The following is a 19,315-nucleotide window of genomic DNA, read 5'->3' as shown; positions in this document are numbered from 1 at the left end:
TTTTCTTCGACGTGTCCTTAAAGAACCCGCCACCCCGTCAGCGATCCCTCAAGGTTCTTCCCGACAGGATGCGGCCACCGTTTCGGTCAGCCAGGTGCGGAAACAGCGCATGCCTTGGGTTTCGGTCCGGGTCTGCGGCCAGGTCAGCCAATAGCTGCCCATGTCGACCGCATGGTCGAAGGGACGCGCCAGGCGCCCGCCATCCACCCAGTGCCGGAAAAGCCTGTGCGGCAAAAGGGCGACGCCATGACCTTGGGCGGCCATTTCGGCAAGTGCCAGCGAACTGTCAAGCGTGGGGCCGCGCAGTTTCGGACAGCCGAGGCCGACCCCCTCGAACCAACGCTCCCATTCAAGGCCGCGATAGGATCGCAGCAGACAGGTCGCGGCCAGATCCTCCGGCTTGGACAGCCCTGCGGCAAGGTCGGGCGCGCAGAGCGGTGTCAGCGGCGCCGGCATGATCAGGCAGGACGCCGTTCCGTGCCACGAGCCGTCGCCGAACCGGATCGCCAGATCAAGCCCTTCGCCCGTCAGCGTCACGCGGTTGTTGTTGGTGAAGATCCGCAGATCGACACCGGGATGGGCCGCCTCGAAGACCGCAAGACGCGGGATCAGCCAGCCCGTCGCGAAGGTCCCCACGACACCGACATTCAGCGATTCATGGTATCGCCCGTCGGAAAACCGGTCCAGCGTATCCCCGATGCTGTCCAGCGCCCGGGTCAGGACGGGCGCAAGGGCCATCCCTTCGTCGGTCAGCACCAGCCCGCGCGGCACCCTGCGGAACAGGGCGACGCCCAGCCGGTCCTCCAGGTTGCGGATCTGGTGACTGAGGGCGGCTTGGCTCACGCACAGTTCGACGGCGGCATGGGTCAGCGTCAGATGCCGCGCCGCAGCCTCGAAGGCGCGCAGGGCATTCAGCGGGATGTTCGGTCTGTCCATGCAGATCCATCACATTTTCTCAACGCAGGGACAAGAAATGATCTTTTGCAGGGGAAAATGCCGCCCGCTAAGCCTGTACCGGAAAATATAACTCAACACGGGGCGCGCGGCGGGCGCGTTTCGTCACAGGCGGGACTTCCCATGAAAACCATCCTTCACTGCTGTGTCGCGGCCCTGTTCTGTGGGGCGCCCGCGCTGGCTGCCCCGTTGGCGGACCAGACGTTCCAGCGCCTTGCCGAAACGGTCTTCGACCCCGTCACCGCGGCCCATGACATTCCGGGCATCGCCGTCGGGGTGACCTATCGCGGCAAGACATATGTTCACACCGACGGTCTTGCGGTGCGCGATCCGGCGCAACCGGTCACGGCCGAGACGCTGTTCGAGCTGGGTTCCGTCAGCAAGCTTTTCACCGCTGCCCTGGCGGGGCTGGCGCAGGAAAGGGGCCTGCTGTCGCTGGACGGTCCCATGTCGACGGCCATGCCCGCGCTTGGGGGAAGCGCGTTTGACACGATCACCCTTTACGATCTTGCCGCCCATGCGACAGGCGGGCTGCCGCTGCAGGTGCCGGACCAGATCACGGATGATGCCACGCTGACCCGGTGGCTTGCGACCTGGCGCCCGGATGGCGATCCCGCCAGCGTCCGGTCCTATTCCAACCTTGGCATCGGGCTGCTGGGGCGGATCGGCGCGCAGGCCTTCGGCAGCGATTTTGAAACCGCCCTGACCACCCATCTGCTGCCGCCGCTTGGTCTGAAGGACACCCATGTCACGGTGCCGCAAGACGCCATGTCGCGCTATGCCTTCGGCTTTGACCGTTCCGATGACCGCCCGATCCGGGTCAGTCCCGGCATGCTGGACGCCGAGGCCTATGGGGTGAAATCGTCCGTTTCGGACATGATCCTGTTCATGGAAGCCCAGCTGGGCGTCACACCCGCCACCCCCGAGGTGACCGCCGCCTTGGCGCAGACCCGCAAGGCGCGCTATGACACGGCCCATTTCGCGCAGGCGATGATCTGGGAGGAATATCCCTGGCCCCTCACCGACGAACAACTGGCCGCAGGCAACAGCAGTGCGATGGCGCTTGATCCGCAACCGCTTGCACGGCGCTCCGCACCGCTGGACGGCGCGGCCTTTCTCAACAAGACCGGGTCGACGAACGGCTTTGGCGCCTATGTGGCGATGGTTCCGTCCGAAAGGATCGGGGTGGTGGTGCTGGCCAACCGCAACTATCCCAACGCCGTGCGGGCCGAAGCGGCGCTGGACCTGATCAACGGCATCCTGGATCATGACTGAACTCGGTCGGGATGGCGCGGAACCATCACTGCCGTGTCGGGTCCCGTTTCAGGGGGCGCGGCTATCCGGAAACCGGCGTCAATGCCGCCCTGGCCCCGGCCTGAACGATCAGCGCCTTGATCTCGGGTCGGCATGAACCGCAATTCGCGCCAGCGCCCAGGGCCTTTCCGACGTCATCGACGGATAGCAGGTTCTGCGTCGTGATCGCCGTGATCAGGCGGTTGATCCCGATCCCGGCACAGGCGCAGACGGTTGCACCGTCGTCCTGCCGGCCCATGGCCGGGCGGCCCGCCAACAGCGATGCATCGACATCCTGCACCAGGCATTGCGCCAGATGGCTGCGCGACACTGCGACCGGTTCTTCGGAGACGAACAGCACGGCCATCAGGCGATCATCCGCGACAAAGCCAAGCCTGACGATCCCGCGCCGGTCGTCGCGGACGATCATCGGCGTGGTCGCGATCCCGAACAGGCGCTGCCCTGCCGCGACCCAATCGTCGGGCAGGGTCAATCCGGCCAGTTCGGCCTGATGGCCGCCGGTCAGGGTGGCGGTGGCCCAATAGTCGGCCGTGGGTCTGATCGATTGGCGCGAAACCGCAAAGCCGTACCATCTGGCGGCGAAGGGCGTGATCGACACATTCGTGGATTTCAGCGCAGGCTGCCCCGACAGCGTGTCCACGATGGCTTCGGTCAGGCCGTTGACGCGACCGGAGGCGGCATTCTGATCGCTCCAATGAATGGGCGCGAAGGGATGGCCTGGCGCGGCGCGGTCGGTGACCAGGACACGCAGGACAACCTCGCCGCGCGGCGTGGACACGCGGGCCAGACTGGCGGGGGCAAGGCCCAGGCATTCCGCGTCGCCGGGGTGAATTTCCAGATAGGGTTCGGCCATGTGGCGCGACAGACGCGGTGCGGTGCCGGTGCGTGTCATGCTGTGCCACTGATCGCGCACCCGTCCGGTGTTCAGCCGAAAGGGAAGGGCGGGCGTCACCGGCTGCGGCAGGCGTGGGGCGAGGGCCACCATGCGGCCCCGCCCCGTCGGCGTGTGATAGGTGCCATCCCCGAAAAAACGCGGGCCTTGGCGTGGGCCGGCGCTTGGCCAGACGAATGGTGTCATCGCGTCGTAATCCGGGCGACCGATCGCCGCGCGGTCGGAAATGTCGAAATCGCTGCCCAAACGGCCGGCCAGGCCCGAAAGCGCCGCATATTCCGCGAAGATCTGGGAGGGGTATGACCAGCCGAAGGCGTCATGCCATCCCATCCGCCGCGCCACATCCGCAAGAATGCGCCAGTCGTCGCGGGCCTGGCCGACCGGGGCCAGGGTCGGGCGCTGGCGGCTGATCCGGCGTTCCGAATTCGTGACCGTGCCGTCCTTTTCCCCCCATCCCGTCGCGGGCAGCAGGACGTCCGCCAGGCGCGTCGTGTCGGTCCGTGCGACGATGTCGGACACGACGACGAAGTCGCACCCGGCCAGGGCGCGGACGATGCGGTCGGCATCCGGCATCGACATGGCGGGATTGGTGCCGATGATCCACAGCGCCTTGATGCGGCCGTCCTCGATGGCGCGGAACATGTCGACGGCCTTCAGGCCCGGCGCCTTTGGCATCATGGGGGCGTTCCAGAAGCCCTGGACCGCCTGCCGGTGATCGGGATTTTCGATCTCCAGATGGCAGGCCAGCATGTTGGCCATGCCGCCGACCTCTCGGCCACCCATGGCATTGGGTTGCCCGGTGACCGAAAACGGTCCCATTCCGGGGCGTCCGATGCGGCCCGTCGCCATGTGGCAGTTCAGGATGGCGTTGACCTTGTCGGTGCCGCTGTCGGACTGATTGATGCCTTGGGAATAGACGGTGACGATCTTGTCGTTGTCGCACCACAGGTCGAAAAAGCGGCGCAGATCATCGGCGGACAGCCCGATCATCGCCGCATCGGTCGCGCGGGCCGATGCCAGCGCGTCGTCCAGCCCGTCCACGCACCCGCCATCGGTCAGACCCCGACGCGCCGCCTCGGCCAGCAGCAGGTTGAAGAGGGCCGTGTCCGATCCGGGCCGGACGCGCAGGTGCAGATCGGCGATCTGGCAGGTGGCGGTGCGTCGCGGGTCGATCACGATGACCTTTGTGCCATGTGCCTCGCGGGCGGCGGCAAGACGCTGGAACAGGACGGGATGGCACCATGCCAGGTTCGAGCCGACAAGAACGACGCAATCCGCCTGCTCCAGATCCTCGTAGAGGCCCGGCACCGTGTCGCTGCCGAAGGCGCGCCGGTGGCCTGCCACCGATGACGCCATGCACAGCCGGGAATTCGTGTCGATATTGGCGCTGCCGATGAACCCCTTCATCAGCTTGTTGGCGACATAGTAATCCTCGGTCAGCAACTGGCCCGAAACGTAGAAGGCGACCGCATCGGGGCCGTGTTCGCGGATGGTCTTGCCAAAGCGGTGGGCGACCAGGTCCAGCGCCTCGTCCCATTCCGCGCGGCGTCCCCCGATCTGGGGTGTCATCAGGCGACCGGCGGGGCCGATCGTTTCCCCAAGTGCCATCCCCTTGACGCAAAGGCGCCCGAAATTGGCCGGGTGGTCCGGATCGCCCTGGATCGCCAGGCCGCCGTCGGGCTGATGCGTGGCCAGCACGCCGCAGCCAACGCCGCAATAGGGACAGGTCGTCCGGACCGGGCGGGCGGCAGCGTGCATGGTCATGGCCGTTCCTTACTCTGCCGGGACCGCGACGGGGCGGTCGTCGGTCATGCGCTCAAGCTCGGGCGAGGTGCGGTGGTGGGTGGCATAGATCATCGCGCCCACGAAGGTCAGCCCGCCGACCAGATTGCCGATGACGGTCGGGATCTCGTTCCAGATCATGTAATCCATGATGGTGAAGTTGCCGCCCAGCAGCAGGCCCGCCGGAAACAGGAACATGTTCACGATGGAATGTTCGAAGCCCATGTAGAAGAACACCAGGATCGGCATCCACATGGCCATGATTTTGCCCGACACGCTGGTCGACATCATCGCGGCGACGACGCCGGTGGAGACCATCCAGTTGCACATGACGGCGCGCACGAACAGCGTCAGCATCCCCGCCGCCCCATGTGCCGCATAGCCGATGGTGCGGCCCTCGCCGATATGGCCGATCGTTTCGCCGACCGCGTTCGGGGCCTGGGACCAGCCGAAGGTGACGATGATCGCCATGAAGACGGCGACGGTGAAGGCGCCCGCGAAATTGCCACAGAAGACAAGGCCCCAGTTCCGCAGCATTCCCCTGACCGTGACGCCGCGCCGCTTGTCGATCAGCGCCAGGGGGACCAGCGTGAAGACCCCGGTCAGCAGGTCGAAGCCCAGCAGATAGAGCATGCAGAAGCCCACGGGGAACAGCAGCGCCCCGATCAGGGGATTGCCGGTGTTCACCGTGACGGTGACGGCGAATGCCGCCGCCAGGGCCAGGATCGCGCCGGCCATATAGGCGCGGATCAGCGTGTCCTTGGTCGACATGAAGACCTTGGCCTCGCCGGCGTCGATCATCTTTTTCGCGAAATCCGATGGGGTGACGTATGACATTGGGGTGGTCCTTGCTGCAGGGGGGAAGGGGCGGCCGTTACCAGTTGGCGTAGGGCAGGTACTTGCCCGACATGGTGAGGCGGACGCGGTCGCCCTTGGGATGGGGTTCACGTTCGAGATGCATCGAGAAGTCGATGGCCGACATGATGCCGTTGCCGAATTCCTCGTTGATCAGCGCCTTGACGGTCGGGCCATAGACGCCGACGATCTCGTACAGGCGATAGATGCAGGGATCGGTGGGGACGGCCTGGTCCCAGACCTTCAGCGGGCTGTCGGTCAACGGTTCGATCACGCTGTCGGGCAGACCCAGCAGCGCGGCCAGCGCCCGCGCCTTCTCCTCGGGAAAGGCGTTCATGCCGGTTGCGGCGGAATGCAGCCATACGGGCGACATGCCGATCGCGTCGGCCAGCTGCTGCCAGCTTTGGCCGGCGCGCTTCTTGGCGCGCAGGATCATTGCGGTGGCATCGTCGCGGGTGGTTTCGTCGATGGTGATCTTGTTCATGGCGGTCCTTTCAGGCGACTTGATGGCGGGTCAGAAGATCGGTCGAAATCAGCACACGCCCGTCGTCGACCCTGACGGGCCAGGTGCGGACGGTTCCTTCGTCGGCCCCCAGGGCTGTGCCGGTGTTCAGGTCGAAGACCCAGTTGTGCAGCGGGCAGGTCACCTGGTGGCCGTGCACGATGCCTTCCGACAGGGGGCCGCCCTTGTGCGGACAGCGGTCGTCCAGCGCGAAGACGCGGTCATCGGCCGTGCGGAACAGGGCGACGCAGCCTGCGGCGGTGCGGATCAGGCGGGCGCCCTGCCGGGGAATGTCCTCCAGCGATGCGATATCGACGAAACGGGTCATTCGGCGGCCTCCAGGGTCAGGTCGGCAAGGGGCCCCCATTTGGGCGTCTCGGCTGGGGTGGACAGGTCGGCCCAGGGGTCGCGGCGATAGACGGACTGGCTGATCTCGAACCGCTCGACCAGGCGTCGGCGGTTGGGCAGGTCATCGACGACGCGGGCCGTCACCCAGTCCAGGCCGACCTTGGCGACCCATTTCCACGCGCGATCAAGATATCTGGCCTCTTCGCGGTACAGCTGCACGAAGGCGGTGATGATCTCGACCGCCTCATCCTCGGAGGAGGTCGAGGCAAGGTGTTCGGTCTCCTTCACCTCCATCCCCGCCGCGCCGGCCACGCTGATGTTGAAGCCGCTGTCGACGCAGACGATGCCGACATCCTTGCAGGTCGCCTCGGCGCAGTTGCGCGGGCAGCCGGACACGCCCAGCTTGACCTTGTGCGGCGTCCACGACCCCCACAGCAGCTTTTCCAGCCTGATGCCCAGGCCGGTCGAATCCTGCGTGCCAAAGCGGCAGAATTCGCTGCCGACGCAGGTCTTCACGGTGCGCAGGCCCTTGGAATAGGCGTGGCCGGATACCAGCCCGGCGGCGTTCAGATCGGCCCACATATGGGGCAGATCCTCCTTGCGGACGCCCAAAAGGTCGATGCGCTGGCCGCCCGTCACCTTGACCATCGGCACGTCGTATTTATCGGCCGCATCGGCGATGGCGCGCAGTTCGGCAGGCGTGGTGACGCCGCCCCACATGCGCGGGACGACCGAATAGGTGCCGTCCTTCTGGATGTTGGCATGGTTGCGTTCGTTGACAAAGCGCGACTGGCGGTCGTCCTGGTATTCCAGCGGCCATTCGGCCAGCAGGTAGAAGTTCAGCGCCGGGCGGCAGGAATGGCAGCCGCCGACCGTTCTCCAGCCAAGATCCTGCATGACCGCGGGAATGGACTTGAGGCCCATCGACTTGATCAGTCGGCGCACGTCCTCGTGGCTGTGATCGGTGCATTTGCACATGCCGGCGGGGGCGTTGACGACGGTTTCGCCCAGGGTCAGCGCCATGACCTGTTCCACCAGCCCGGTACAGGTGCCGCAGGACCCGCTGGCCTTGGTACCGGCGCGCACCGCGTCCAGCGTGGTCGCGCCGCCCTGCACGGCCTGGATGATCGCTCCCTTGCAGACGCCGTTGCAACCGCAGATTTCCGCCTCAGGCGGCAAGGCTGCAACGGCCGCCATAGGGTCCGGTGCGGCCCCCCCCTGAAAGGCTGGGCCGAAGATCAGCGTGTCGCGCATGTCGGCGATATCGGTGCCGTCCTTCATCAGGCCGTAGAACCAGTTGCCGTCGGCGGTGTCGCCATACATGACCACGCCGATGATCCGGTCGTCCTGCAGGACCAGCCGCTTGTAGATGCCGCGCCCGGGATCGCGAAAGACGATATCCTCGCGCCCTGCGGCATCCGCAAAGTCGCCTGCGCTGAACAGGTCGCAGCCGGTGACCTTCAGCTTGGTCGCGGTCTGGACGGGGCGGAATTCGGCGGGTTGATCGGCCAGGGTCCTGGCCAGGACCTTGGCCTGATCGTAAAGCGGCGCGACCAGGCCGAACAGCTGCCCGCGATGTTCCACGCATTCGCCAAGCGCGAAGATATGCGGATCGCTGGTGCGCAGCGCGTCGTCGACGACGATGCCGCGCTCGACCTCAAGATGCGCATCGACGGCGACGCGGGTCTCGGGGCGGATGCCCACGGCCATGCAGACCAGGTCGGCGGGATAGACGGTGCCATCCTCCAGCAGCACGGCCTCGGCCCGGTCCTTGCCCAGGATCGCCTTGGTGGCGCCCTTGCAGTGGACGGTGATGCCGCGACGCTCCAGATCCTTTTTCAGCAGGTATCCCGCGGCCGGGTCCAGCTGACGTTCCATCAGGTGATCCATCAGGTGGATCACGGTGACGCGGGCGCCCTGCGCGGCCATGCCTGCCGCAGCCTCCAGCCCCAGAAGGCCGCCGCCGATCACCACGGCATCCTTGCCGGCAGTCGCCATCATCGCCTGCGTGTCTTCCAGATCGCGATAGGCGACGACGCCGGGCAGATCCTTGCCGGGGACGGGGATGATGAAGGGCGCGGACCCCGTGGCAATCACCAGCGCGTCATATTCCGCGCTGCTTTGGTTGGAATGAACCACCCGCGCGTCGCGGTCGATGCGGATGACGGGCTGCGCGAAGCGGCAATCGACGCCATGATCCGCGTACCAGTCGGCATCATGCGTGACGATCTGGTCATAGGTCTTTTCCCCCGACAGGACCGGCGACAGCATCAGCCTGTTGTAATTGCCGCGCGGTTCCGCGTTGAACAGGGTGACTTCCCACGCGTCGGGCGCGGTTTCGAACAGATGTTCCAGCAGGCGGCCTGAGGCCATGCCGGCGCCGATAACGACAAGTTTCTTTTTCATGGCTGTTCCTTCTCAGGCGGCTTGCAGCGTAGCGGGGCGGGTCTTCCGGCGGATCGAGGCATGCATCCAGACGGCGCATGCGGCGACCAGGACAAAGAGGACCATGAAGCAGCTGGTCCATTGTCCGGTCGCGTCCTTTAGCGCCCCGAAGACCAGCGGCAGGACAAAGCCGCCCAGCCCGCCGATCATGCCGACCAGCCCGCCAACCGCCCCGACGCTTTGCGAGTAATAGGTGGGAATGTGCTTGTAGACGGCGGCCTTCCCCAGGCTCATCATGAAGCCGAGGACGAAGATCACCGCCAGAAAGATGGCCAAGGACACGCTGGCCGACAGGATGGCGGTCGCGGCCAGCGAGACCGCGAAGGTCGCATAGAGCACCTTGCGCGCGCCGATCCGGTCCGACAGCACGCCGCCATAGGCCCGAAACACCGAGGCCGGGATGGAATAGGCCGCGCCGACCATGCCGGCGGTCTTCACGTCCAGGCCATAGACGCCGATCAGATAGTGGGGCAGCCACAGGGCCAGGGCCACGAAGGCGCCGAAGCTAAAGAAGTAATAGGCCGAAAAGCGCCAGACCTGGGGGTTTCGCAGCGGTGCGAATTCGGCCCGCAGGCTGCGCTGCGGCACGGCGCCGCTGCGTCGGGCGACGGTGACCGGATCATCCTGGCTGAAGACCCAGAAAAGCATCGCCGTTATGGCCAGTGCCAGCGCCCAGATTTGCGCCGTCGCCTGCCAGCCCAACGCGACCATGACGAAGGGTGCCGTGAATTTGGTCACGGCGGCCCCGACATTGCCGACCCCGAAGATGCCAAGCGCCGTTCCCTGCCGCCCATCTGCGTAAAAGCGCGACACATAGGCGACGCCGACCGCGAAGGACCCGCCCGCGACACCGACCCCAAGCGCCGCGACCAGCATCTGCGGATAGGTCGTGGCCCAGCTGAGCGCCAGGGTGGCCAAGGCGGCGGTCAGCATCGTCAGCGTATAGACCAGGCGACCACCCAGGCGGTCGGTGGCAATGCCCAGGGCGATGCGCGTCAGCGATCCCGACAGGATCGGCAGGCCGACCAGGAACCCGAACTGGGTGTCGGTCAGGTTCAGCTGCTGGGCGATCTGGATGCCGATGATGGAAAAGATCGTCCATACGGCAAAACAGATGGTGAAGGCGAAGGTGGAAAGGCCAAGCGCGCGGCCCGGGGCCGGCTGCGGAATGGGGGACATGGGATGCTCCGATGACTGGCGTTGATCGGACGGCACGGAAGGGGCACCCGCGCGTGCGGGCGGCTGTCCGTGCAGTCAAGCTGTCTGAGGTCCGCGTCCTCGCGGAAATCGTGCCGCATCGTTGCGAGCAGGCATCTGGCGCGCCATTGCGCCCGGCCCATGTCATGACGATCGCCAGCCAGGGCGCCGCTTGCAAGCGGCGGGCAGGGGCAACAGGCGGCAGGGTCCGGAAAACCGGGCCTGCGCCCGTCAAATCAGCGAATGTTGTCGCGACTGCCCGATTGGCGGTCAGTTTGTCGACGGATCGGGGGCGGACGGGTCGAAGACGAAGCCGTCGAAAAAGCCGTCGGCGCGCAGAATCATCTGGCCGCGTTCGGCGGGAACGATGCGGTCGCGCGCAATGCCCCCCTCGACCCGCAGCGAGGCGCCGGGCAGGGCCGCACCGGCAGGGCGCAGGTGCTGGCGGTAGAGATCGGTCCGGAACCGCGCCATGGCGGCCTGCTTCGCCGGACCGGGATCAAGCCCGTGCCGGCGCGCGATGCCGTCGGCAAAAAGGGCGGCCAGGCTTTTCCACGGAAAACTGGCGGCCCCCGCATTGAAGGCCAGAAACTCGGGAACATCGCGCGTCTGCCCCCCCGGAGAGATCAAGAGCCGACCCGTCAGACCCCGTTCGGCCAGTTCCGACGGCAGATCCAGATAACAGGGCCTGGAGATGATTTCGGCCGCCGTGCCGCGATGGCCGGGGTCGTCCAGCCACCGCCCGGCCCGCCACAGGGCCCGCATCAGCGCGCCGGTCTGTTCGGGGCGGTTTTCGGCGTCGTCATGGCGCAGGACCAGTCCCTTTTCGGGCGGCGCCGCCCAGATCGCCGTGCCGGGCAGCAGCAGGGCCGCTATGCCGCGTTCCACCGCGAACGAGGCCCAGGGTTCGCCCACGCAGAAGGCGTCGATGTCGTTTGCGGCCAAGGCATCGGCCATCATCGGCGGCGGGACGGTCTTGATCTGCAGATCCGCCGGGGTGAACCCGCAGGCGGACAGCCAGCGGTGGATCAGCTCGACCTGGGTCGAGAACATGAAGGGCACGCCCACCCGCAATGTCCCCCGGATCGCGCGTCGCAACGCCAGCCCGGCGCGGCGGGCATCGGCAAAGTCGAAACCATGCCCATCGGCGCGCATCCGACGCTCCAGCTCTCGGCTGACGGCGACGGCCTGGCCGCCATGGGACAGGAACATCACCAAGTCCAGTGCCGGCAGATCGGGTCCCAGGCCCAAAGCCTGACCGACGGGCATCGGCACCAGCATATGCGCGGCGTCGATCAGCCCGGCACCCAGCATGTCGCGGCTTTGCGCCCAGGCACCCAGGCGGATCAGGTGCAGCTGCAAACCCTCCTCGGCGGCAAAGCCCAGCTCGTGCGCGACGATCAACGGCGCCGCATCGATCAGCGGGATGTATCCAAGGCGCAGCGTGATCATCGTCCCAGCAATCCCGCCGCGGTGATGAGATGCTGCGCGATCTCGCCGATGCGCTTGCCCTGATCCATCGCGGTCTTGCGCAGAAGGGCATAGGCTTCGTCCTCGCCGATGCCGCGCGCCTTCATCAGCACCGCCTTGGCCTGATCGACGATCTTGCGTTCTTCCAGGGCCGCGCGTGTCGCCGCCAGTTCGGCCCGCAGCTGCTGCAGCATGTGGAACCGGACGATGGCCGCGTCGATGACCGGTTTCAGGCGGTCGGCGCGCAGCCCGTCCACGACATAGGCCGAGATTCCCGCCTCGATCGCCAGCCGGGTCAGCCCCTCGTCCGAGCGGTCGACAAACATGGCGACAGGGCGTTCCGCCGGTCCCGACGCCAGCGCAAGCTCCTCCAGGATGTCGCGGGAGGGGTTGGCGATGTCGATCAGGACGACATCGGGCCTGATTTCCGCCACGCGCCGCGCAAGCGCGGTTTGTTCGGCGATGATGCGGATATCGTGATCGCCAGCCTCTCTCAGCCCGTCCGCGATGGACTGCGCCCGGACATGGTCCTGTTCGACAACAAGGATCAGAAGCTTTTTCGACATGGGCCCCCCACGGGACCGATCCCATGGGCAACCGGTCCCGGCAAGGCAAAACAATGTGGCAAGGGGGCCCTGCCACCGATCTGCCGGATTTATCGGCAGAAGCCTGTTCACTTCGGGGCGGGGCGGCGGGGTCTGTCACCTTGTGGTCTGGCTGGCCGTGGCGGGGCAGCGCCGCGTGACGATGCGGATCAGCGCGATGCCGGATGTCCGGGCCGCAGAAAGGGTTTGCAAACCTGCCGCTTTCGCGGGATCGGCAGTGGCAGGGCATCATGGACCGGTCATGCCGATCCGCCGGAATTTCACGACCTGCGCCAACGGGATCTGCCCGCTGCTTGGCATCCTGTTTCTGGGCGGCTGCGCGGGGCGACAATCGGCACTGGCACCCGGGGGCGAGGATGCGGCGCAGCCTTACCTGATCTTCCTGGTGATGCTGGGCGGCGCGGTGGTCCTGTGGCTGGGCCTGAACGGGCTGTTCCTGCACTTTGCCCGGGTTAATCGCGGGCATTTCGCCCGGCGTCTTGCCAATCGCATCATCATCGGCGCAGGGGTGCTTTTGCCGACCGTGGTGGTGGGGGCCTTGCTGGCTTGGGGGCTGTCCATCATGCCGTCGCAGCGTGCGCCGGGCGATGGCCTGGTCATCCGCACCACCGCCGAGGAATGGTGGTGGTGGGTCGAATACTGGCCGCCGGGCGCCCATGCGCCGATCGTGTCGGCCAATGAGATCCGCTTTCCTGCCGACGGCCGGACCGAGCTGGCCCGCACCTATATGCATTCGCTGTGGGTCCCGTCCCTGGGGGCCAAGATGGACATGATCACGGGGCGCCGGAACGTGATGACGCTGCAGCCCGACCTGGAAGGGTTCTATCGCGGGCAATGCGCCGAATTCTGCGGCGCGTCCCATGCGTTGATGGCGTTTGAAACCGTCGTGATGGCCCCCGATACCTTCGCGACCTGGCTGGAGGAGCAGGCCGCCCCCGCATCCGCGCCGCAGGGTGCCGTGGAAAGCCGGGGGCAGGCGATCTTTCGCGATGAGGGATGCGGCGCCTGCCACGCCATCCGGGGCACGGCCTTTGCCGGGTCGGTCGGTCCCGACCTGACGCATCTGGCCTCGCGTATGTCCCTGGCCGCAGGGATCATGGAGGTCGAGCGCGAGGATCTGATGAACTGGATCGCGCATACCGGGGACATCAAGCCCGAGGTGGCCATGCCTGCCTATGACTGGCTGCAAGCGGCCGAACTGTCCGCCCTTGCCGCCTATCTGAAGAGTCCGGAATGATCGACCGCACACCCCGGGGGCCTTACCCATCGACCGAGGCGATGCTGGCCGAACTTGTCCCGCACAAGATCCGCGACGCGCAGGAGGATCGGCTGCGCCGCGTCCGGAAGACCAGGACCGGCATCGGCTATCCGTCAAGAATTCCGAGATCGGCAAGTGATATTCGCTGACCTGCCTGGCATTCATGCTGGCGGCGGGGGTTCTGGCGCTGCTGATGCACGTGCAGCTGGCCTTTCCGGGGATGCAGTTCCTGGATGCCGACTGCTTCAACCAGTTCTTCACGAGGCACGGCTCGGCGATGATATTCCTGTTCGCCGTGCCGCTGTTCGAGGCGATGGCGATGCTGATCCTGCCCGCATTCCTGGGCGCGCGGGACATGCCCTGTCCGCGGCTGTCGGCCTTTGGATACTGGTCGTTCCTGACCGGCGGTCTTCGTGCTGGGATCGGTCCTCTTCGACGCGGCGCCCAAGTCGGGCTGGTTCATGTATCCTCCGCTGGCGACCGAGGATCCGGGTGTCGGTTCGGACATCAGGGCCTTTCGTACATCGAGATCGCGTCGATCGCGGCCGCGGTCGAGCTGAACGTGGGACTCCTGAAATGCCCCTGGCATGCGCATCAAGACGATGCCGATCTATGCGTGGTATGTGCTGGTGGTCGGCGGAATGATCCTGTTCGCCTTTCCGCCCCTGATCGCCGGCGATCTGCTGTTCGAGCTGGAGCGCGCGCTGGACTGGCCGTTCTTCGACGCAACCCGCGGGGGCGACCCGTTCTCCTGGCAGCGCCTGTTCTGGATCTCTGGCCACCCCGAGGTCTATATCGTCTTCCTGCCCTCGGTCGCCATCGCGGCCATGGTCGTGCCGACGATGGCGCAGCGGCCGATCGTCGGCTATTCCTAGATCGTGCTGTCGGCGGTGGGGACGGGGTTCCTGTCCTTCGGCCTGTGGGTGCACCACATGTTCACCACCGGATTGCCGCTGATCTCTCTGGCCTTCTTTTCGGCGGCATCCGAGGCGGTGGTGATCCCCACCGGCATCCAGCTGTTCGTCTTCCTGGTCACGCTGATGGTCAGGAAGCTTCAGAAAAGCCTGCCGATGCTGTGGATCGCCGGGGGCCTTGCGATCTTCACCGTGGGCGGGCTGACCGGCATCATGCTGGCCATCGCCCCATCGACTGGCAGGTCCACGACACGTATTTCATCGTGGCGCATCTGCACTCCGCGCTGTTCGGGGGGTTCAACCTGACATTCCTGCCGATGCACTTGACGGGGCTGCTGGGCATGCCGCGTCGCGTCTTCACCTATCCGGGCGATCTGGGCTGGAACAGGCTGAACCTTATCGCATCCGTGGGGCGTTCATCATCGCGGCGGGTTTCCTGGTCTTCACCTATGACCTGCTGCGTCCCGGCAAGCCGCGCCTGCAGACCCGCAAGCCCTGGAACGCCGGCACCCTAGAATGGAGCAACACGCTGTCGGACGACGATTGGGGTGTCCGGTCCATTCCCTACATCACCTCGCGCTATTCGCTTTGGGATCAACCCAAGCTGGTCGAACGCATGGCTGCCGGGCGCTATTACCTCCCCGACGCCCCCGAAGGCCAGCGCGAAACCCTTGTCACCACCGTCATCAACGCACGGCCCGCGCAGGTCCAGCGGGTGACCGGCGATGCCTGGATCACGCTACTGGCGGCGGGGTTCATCGGCGGCTGCTTCATCCTGCCGACCTTGCACCTTTATGTGCGGCGCGTCATATCCGGGCTGCTGGGCGTCGCCCGCATTCCGGAAAAGGAAATGAAGGATGCGGGGCTGGGACTGACCCTGCCGACCTATGCCTCGGGCCCGGCATCGGTCGGATGGCGGGCCATGTGGATCACCATGCCGGGGGATGCGAGGGCCTTTGCCTCGGTCGTCTTCGGTTTCTTCTTCGACTGGACCGCGACCGCAGAGTTTCCCCCGGCAAACGCGACGCATGCGGACGGGACCTGGGTCGCGCTCTCGGCGCTGGCGCTGGCGCTGGCCTGGATGTTGACCCTGGCCGCGCGCAGCCTGAACCGCAGCGGCAGGGTCTTGGCCACCCGCGCGGCGTTGATCGCCGCCCCCGTGGCGGCCCTGGCCGGAGGCGGTCTGACGGTGCTGTCCGTGCTGGACCTGTCGCCGTCCAGCCATGTCTATCCCGCGATCTACTGCGCGCTGGTCATCTGGACCGGGGCGCATGTGCTGGTGGGTGTGCTGATGCAGGCCTATTGCCTGGCCGGCACGATCTTTGGCAAGATCGACCGCGATCATGATGCCGATCTGTGGAACGTCTCTCTCTATTGGCACTTTCTTGTCCTGACGGTGCTGGTTACGGCCGCCGTCATCGGTCTTGCGCCGAGACTGCTATGAAGGGGGATCGGATGACCGGCATCAGCCAGCGGCAGGACCAGGATGAGTTCCGCGGCGCCACGGTCAGCCTGTTCCGCATCGCACTGGCCCCCACGGTCTGGGCCTTCCATTTCCTGTTCTTCTACGCGGGCGCGGCTGTCTGGTGTGCCAAGGTCGGCACGCAGGACGGCGTCACCTTTCTGCGGCTGTCGATCCTGGGGCTGACGTTGCTGGCGCTGCTGGTGATTAGATGGCAGGGCTGGCATTCCTATCGCCAATGGGCGCCGCATGACCACGACGACCATGTCGAAGGGCCCGCCCGTTTTCTGGGCCACGCGGCCTTTCTTTTGTCGATCATCTCGTTCGTGGGCGTCGTCTATGTCGCGCTGCCGTCCCTGTTCATCGAGAGCTGCCGATGACGGTCCGGTCCCTTTGCGCCTGTGGCGGGGTCCTGCTGCTTGCGGCGATCTGGTTGCTGCCGCTGGAGGATGCGGCGCCGCGCTTTCCGCTGCACATGGTCCGGCACATGGTGCTGGTCACCTTGGCGGCACCACCGTTGGTCCTGGGCTTTCCCACGCCTGGCCGGTGGTTTGCCATCTCGCCGCTGATTGCGGCAGGGCTGGAATTCCTGCTGGTCTGGGCCTGGCACATGCCTGCGGCGCACGAGCTTGCCTATCGGCTGCCGATGGGTTTCGCGTTGTAACAGGCCAGCTTTCTTCTGGCGGGACTGTTCGTCTGGGCGGGATGCCTGCGCGGCGCGGCGACGGGGGATGCCGGGCAGGCGCTGGCCGGGGCAGGGGGGCTGTTGCTGACCTCCATGCACATGACGCTGTTGGGCGCGCTGCTGACCTTGGCACCGCGCGATTTGTATGCCGGGTTTTGCGGAACGGCCCCTGATGCGGCGGGGCAATCCATCGGGGGGATGCTGATGCTGGCCATCGGAACGCCGGTCTATCTGTTGGCAGGCGTGGCCCTTGCCGCACGCGCCCTGTCCCTGCGGGAGGTTCCGGCATGAGCAGATAGCGCATCATCGCCGCCATCCTGGCCGCCGTTGGGGCAACCGGCGCCTTGGCCGGGTCGGCTGTGATGTTGCTGGGCCTCTACAACATCTCGGCACAAAACGGTCATTGGGCGATCACGAACTGGGTCCTGCACACCACCTTTGACACCGCGGTCGAATTGCGCGCCCCTTCGGCCACCGAGGTGCCGCAGGATTTGGCCGACCCCGCGCTGATCGAACTGGGCCCCGCCATTATGACAGCGCCTGCCGCATGTGCCATGCCCGCCCCGGCGCAGATGCCGATGCGTCCATCGCTTCGATGGTTCCCCGCCCGCCCATATCGCAGAGGCCGTGGCCGACCGGCGGCCCGAAGAGATGCACCGGATCGTCAACGAAGGGGTCAAGATGTCGGGGATGCCCGCATGGCCGGCATCTTCCCGCCCCGACGAGGTCTGGGCGGTGGTCGCCTTCCTGACCGCCATCGACCGGGGCATGACCGCGCCCGATTATCTGGCGATGACCGACCCGGCCCCCGAAGGGTCTTGCGCGGGGTGCCATGGTGCCCAGGGCACAAGCCGCACCCCCCGGCTGGACATTCTTGACCCCGAATACCTCCAGATGACCCTGGACGCCTATCGGACCGGGCAGCGGGCCAGTGACATCATGGCCCATGCCATCACGCAGATCGAACCGTTTCAGTGTAAACGGCTGGCGGCGATCGCGAAGCGGCCGGCATGCTGGCACAGAACGGAACGCAGGATGTGCCCGCCTGCCTGTCCTGCCACGGCGGGGACAACCGAAACCCGGTGATTCCCGGTCTTGATGGGCAGGGCAGGGAGTATCTGAAGCAACGGCTGGTCCTTTGGCGGGCGGGAAAACGCGGAGGCGGAGAGCGTGCCGCGCTGATGCATTCGGCGGCCGAACAGCTGACCGAACAGCAGATCGCCCAGATCGCAACCTATTTCGCCGCAAGATCGCCCCGGTCGCGCGAAGGTTCCGGCACCACCGATTTTGCGACATTCGCCTGGTCTTGGTGGAGCGTAAGCTGCGCCGGGGTCTGAATATTGACCTGCTTGCCTGAAAATACCGGGCTGGTCTTCTTTTGACCGTTCAGGACATTCGCAAGGGAGAGGGATGTGTGACGATGATGGTTGTCGAAATCAGCCCCTGGGGCCGCGATCATGATCCTAGCAGGGTCCCGATTTTGAAACGCGGTCTGAGTCAGTCATTCAGCAAGCTGTGGCCCATGCGCTTGATCAGGCTGAAGCCCGCTCACCGATCGGACGATGATGCGCCTAAGGTGGCATCAATTTGCGTGTTCGCCTGGTCGAAAATCAGATTGCGCAGGGCATCCAGATCGCCATTTGCGCCGACCGCTTGCGATGCACCGTCAGATCGCGGCAAGGCCAAAGGGTCGTCTTCGGTCAGCGACAGGATCTTGGTTTCGCCGTCCGAGCGCAGCGTGATGTGGTCATCAAAAATCTCGACAAGCCGCCGGTCCTTTGCAATCTCATCGCCGACAAAGAACCTGCGCGGTGGCTGCGTTCCAACAGCAATGAAGGCACTGGATCGCGACGGTGAACGGGTCAATACGATGCCAAGCAGCTTTAGGCGAATATCCGAGGGCATCGCGGCATCCGGTGGCGGGGCTTCATCGGCCTGTCCGAACGGCATCCAGCCGACAAGACTGTCGATGGCAATTCGCGGATCTGCCGCCGCATCGTCTCTCTGAACGGCACGTGGCTCTTGGTTCATGTCGGACAAGGAACCAGCCACGGTGTTGGCATGCATGCCAAGCGACAGAACGACCCCGGCAGCCGCCGCCCAAACGATCCAATCAAACTGACCCTTTAGTTCCATGTCGCGTCATCCCTGCAAGATAGGGGCCGTGTCACATCCTGCGCCGCTGTCAGGCTGCCTGGGAAAGATGACCGGCTTTTCCTTGGTCCTGATCCTGACAGCTGTGCAGGCCATCAGTGATCCGACCGATGTTACGCCTGACCATGGCGGCGGGCTACAGCTGAATTGGTGGACCTTCGGGGATGAAGGACGAACAATCGATGGGCCTGAGGCCCGGCGGAACACGCAAATTCGACCCGCCATCCTGGATCGCCCGATTCGCAAAAAGATGCGCAGGCGGCGTTCGACGGGCGGCTCGCACCCTGTTTCCGCGAACCTGCCGCGGTCGTCTGTCTGTCTCGTCAGCAATTTTTCTGACATTGGCCGGGGCAGGTCGTAAATTTCGACAAGGTTCCCCTGAAATCACGCCCGAAAAGCAAGCCGATTTGTCCGGATTTTTAGGCATGAAAACAACTCAAAGATGTATTCGACTTCAAATCTTGGTGCCGTGAAAATC

17 protein-coding genes and 3 pseudogenes are annotated in these 19,315 nt (G+C 65.6%); 9 read left to right on the top strand and 11 right to left on the bottom strand.

The annotated features are described in order from the left end of the window. Nucleotides 1-48 precede the first annotated feature (48 nt). Nucleotides 49-936: a LysR family transcriptional regulator gene (locus tag IE00_RS14025; protein WP_072297829.1), complete on the bottom strand. Its 888-nt coding sequence runs from the start codon at nucleotides 934-936 to the stop codon at nucleotides 49-51. A 141-nt stretch (nucleotides 937-1,077) separates the two neighbouring features. Here IE00_RS14025 and ampC point away from each other — a divergent pair, with 141 nt between their 5' ends. Then, nucleotides 1,078-2,229, top strand: coding sequence for a class C beta-lactamase (gene ampC / locus IE00_RS14020; protein WP_072297828.1), 1,152 nt, complete (start codon nucleotides 1,078-1,080; stop codon nucleotides 2,227-2,229). Between the two features lie 61 nt (nucleotides 2,230-2,290). On the opposite strand, the gene IE00_RS14015 is transcribed toward ampC, so the two are convergent. The 8 genes from IE00_RS14015 to IE00_RS13980 all read right to left on the bottom strand — a co-directional run bounded on the left by IE00_RS14015 (nucleotide 2,291) and on the right by IE00_RS13980 (nucleotide 12,325). Beyond that, entirely contained in the window at nucleotides 2,291-4,924 is a 2,634-nt protein-coding gene (locus IE00_RS14015) for a nitrate reductase (protein WP_072297827.1), read from the bottom strand. A gap of 9 nt (nucleotides 4,925-4,933) precedes the next feature. After that, on the bottom strand, nucleotides 4,934-5,779 hold the full coding sequence (locus tag IE00_RS14010) for a formate/nitrite transporter family protein (RefSeq protein WP_072297826.1): 846 nt from the start codon (nucleotides 5,777-5,779) through the stop codon (nucleotides 4,934-4,936). 37 nt (nucleotides 5,780-5,816) lie between these two features. Then, a complete protein-coding gene (gene cynS, locus IE00_RS14005; RefSeq protein ID WP_072297825.1) occupies nucleotides 5,817-6,281 on the bottom strand; it encodes a cyanase in 465 nt (154 codons plus the stop codon). Between the two features lie 10 nt (nucleotides 6,282-6,291). After that, nucleotides 6,292-6,627 carry a nitrite reductase small subunit NirD gene (nirD, locus tag IE00_RS14000; protein ID WP_072297824.1) on the bottom strand — a complete coding sequence of 112 codons (336 nt, stop codon included), beginning with the start codon at nucleotides 6,625-6,627 and terminating at the stop codon, nucleotides 6,292-6,294. Further along, nucleotides 6,624-9,053 (bottom strand): nitrite reductase large subunit NirB, encoded by a 2,430-nt coding sequence (gene nirB / locus IE00_RS13995; RefSeq protein WP_072297823.1) that lies wholly within the window; start codon nucleotides 9,051-9,053, stop codon nucleotides 6,624-6,626. The genes nirD and nirB overlap by 4 nt, the downstream gene beginning before the upstream one ends. 12 nt (nucleotides 9,054-9,065) lie before the next feature. After that, nucleotides 9,066-10,271: a nitrate/nitrite transporter gene (locus IE00_RS13990; protein ID WP_072297822.1), complete on the bottom strand. Its 1,206-nt coding sequence runs from the start codon at nucleotides 10,269-10,271 to the stop codon at nucleotides 9,066-9,068. A gap of 288 nt (nucleotides 10,272-10,559) precedes the next feature. Beyond that, the gene (locus tag IE00_RS13985; RefSeq protein WP_072297821.1) at nucleotides 10,560-11,741 is read right to left on the bottom strand and encodes an ABC transporter substrate-binding protein; all 1,182 of its coding nucleotides are present in this window, start codon (nucleotides 11,739-11,741) and stop codon (nucleotides 10,560-10,562) included. Then, a complete protein-coding gene (locus IE00_RS13980) occupies nucleotides 11,738-12,325 on the bottom strand; it encodes an ANTAR domain-containing response regulator (RefSeq protein ID WP_072297820.1) in 588 nt (195 codons plus the stop codon). Before IE00_RS13980 ends, IE00_RS13985 begins: the two co-directional genes overlap by 4 nt. A 280-nt stretch (nucleotides 12,326-12,605) precedes the next feature. Between IE00_RS13980 and IE00_RS13975 the strand changes: the two genes are divergently transcribed. The 8 genes and pseudogenes from IE00_RS13975 to IE00_RS20595 all read left to right on the top strand — a co-directional run bounded on the left by IE00_RS13975 (nucleotide 12,606) and on the right by IE00_RS20595 (nucleotide 18,020). After that, complete coding sequence (locus IE00_RS13975; protein WP_072297947.1) at nucleotides 12,606-13,601, top strand: cytochrome c oxidase subunit II; 996 nt, start codon at nucleotides 12,606-12,608, stop codon at nucleotides 13,599-13,601. 184 nt (nucleotides 13,602-13,785) lie between these two features. Further along, nucleotides 13,786-14,133 (top strand): annotated as a pseudogene (locus IE00_RS20910) (cbb3-type cytochrome c oxidase subunit I); the annotation flags it as partial. A gap of 76 nt (nucleotides 14,134-14,209) precedes the next feature. Further along, nucleotides 14,210-14,842 (top strand): annotated as a pseudogene (locus IE00_RS20905) (cbb3-type cytochrome c oxidase subunit I). A 310-nt stretch (nucleotides 14,843-15,152) separates the two neighbouring features. Continuing rightward, complete coding sequence (locus IE00_RS20900) at nucleotides 15,153-15,980, top strand: hypothetical protein (protein ID WP_240493907.1); 828 nt, start codon at nucleotides 15,153-15,155, stop codon at nucleotides 15,978-15,980. Between the two features lie 11 nt (nucleotides 15,981-15,991). Further along, a complete protein-coding gene (locus tag IE00_RS13965) occupies nucleotides 15,992-16,378 on the top strand; it encodes a hypothetical protein (protein ID WP_072297819.1) in 387 nt (128 codons plus the stop codon). Then, nucleotides 16,375-16,974: pseudogene (locus tag IE00_RS13960) on the top strand (cytochrome c oxidase assembly protein). Before IE00_RS13965 ends, IE00_RS13960 begins: the two are co-directional and overlap by 4 nt. A gap of 336 nt (nucleotides 16,975-17,310) precedes the next feature. Then, the gene (locus IE00_RS20600) at nucleotides 17,311-17,769 is read left to right on the top strand and encodes a c-type cytochrome (RefSeq protein WP_072297818.1); all 459 of its coding nucleotides are present in this window, start codon (nucleotides 17,311-17,313) and stop codon (nucleotides 17,767-17,769) included. Next, nucleotides 17,694-18,020, top strand: a complete 327-nt coding sequence (locus IE00_RS20595; protein WP_240493906.1) for a c-type cytochrome — start codon at nucleotides 17,694-17,696, stop codon at nucleotides 18,018-18,020. The genes IE00_RS20600 and IE00_RS20595 overlap by 76 nt, the downstream gene beginning before the upstream one ends. Here the strand turns inward: IE00_RS20595 and IE00_RS20185 are convergent. Both IE00_RS20185 and IE00_RS13945 read right to left on the bottom strand, forming a co-directional pair. Then, on the bottom strand, nucleotides 17,918-18,142 hold the full coding sequence (locus tag IE00_RS20185) for a hypothetical protein (RefSeq protein ID WP_170864161.1): 225 nt from the start codon (nucleotides 18,140-18,142) through the stop codon (nucleotides 17,918-17,920). The two genes, IE00_RS20595 and IE00_RS20185, sit on opposite strands and share 103 nt — an antisense overlap. Before the next feature lie 89 nt (nucleotides 18,143-18,231). Continuing rightward, entirely contained in the window at nucleotides 18,232-18,819 is a 588-nt protein-coding gene (locus tag IE00_RS13945; RefSeq protein ID WP_072297816.1) for a type II secretion system protein N, read from the bottom strand. Between the last annotated feature and the right edge of the window lie 496 nt (nucleotides 18,820-19,315).

The organism is Paracoccus sp. SM22M-07 (assembly GCF_001887735.1).
Lineage (GTDB): Bacteria > Pseudomonadota > Alphaproteobacteria > Rhodobacterales > Rhodobacteraceae > Paracoccus.
Note: the sequence above shows the minus strand (reverse complement) of the source record. Positions and strands in the feature narration are given on the sequence as shown.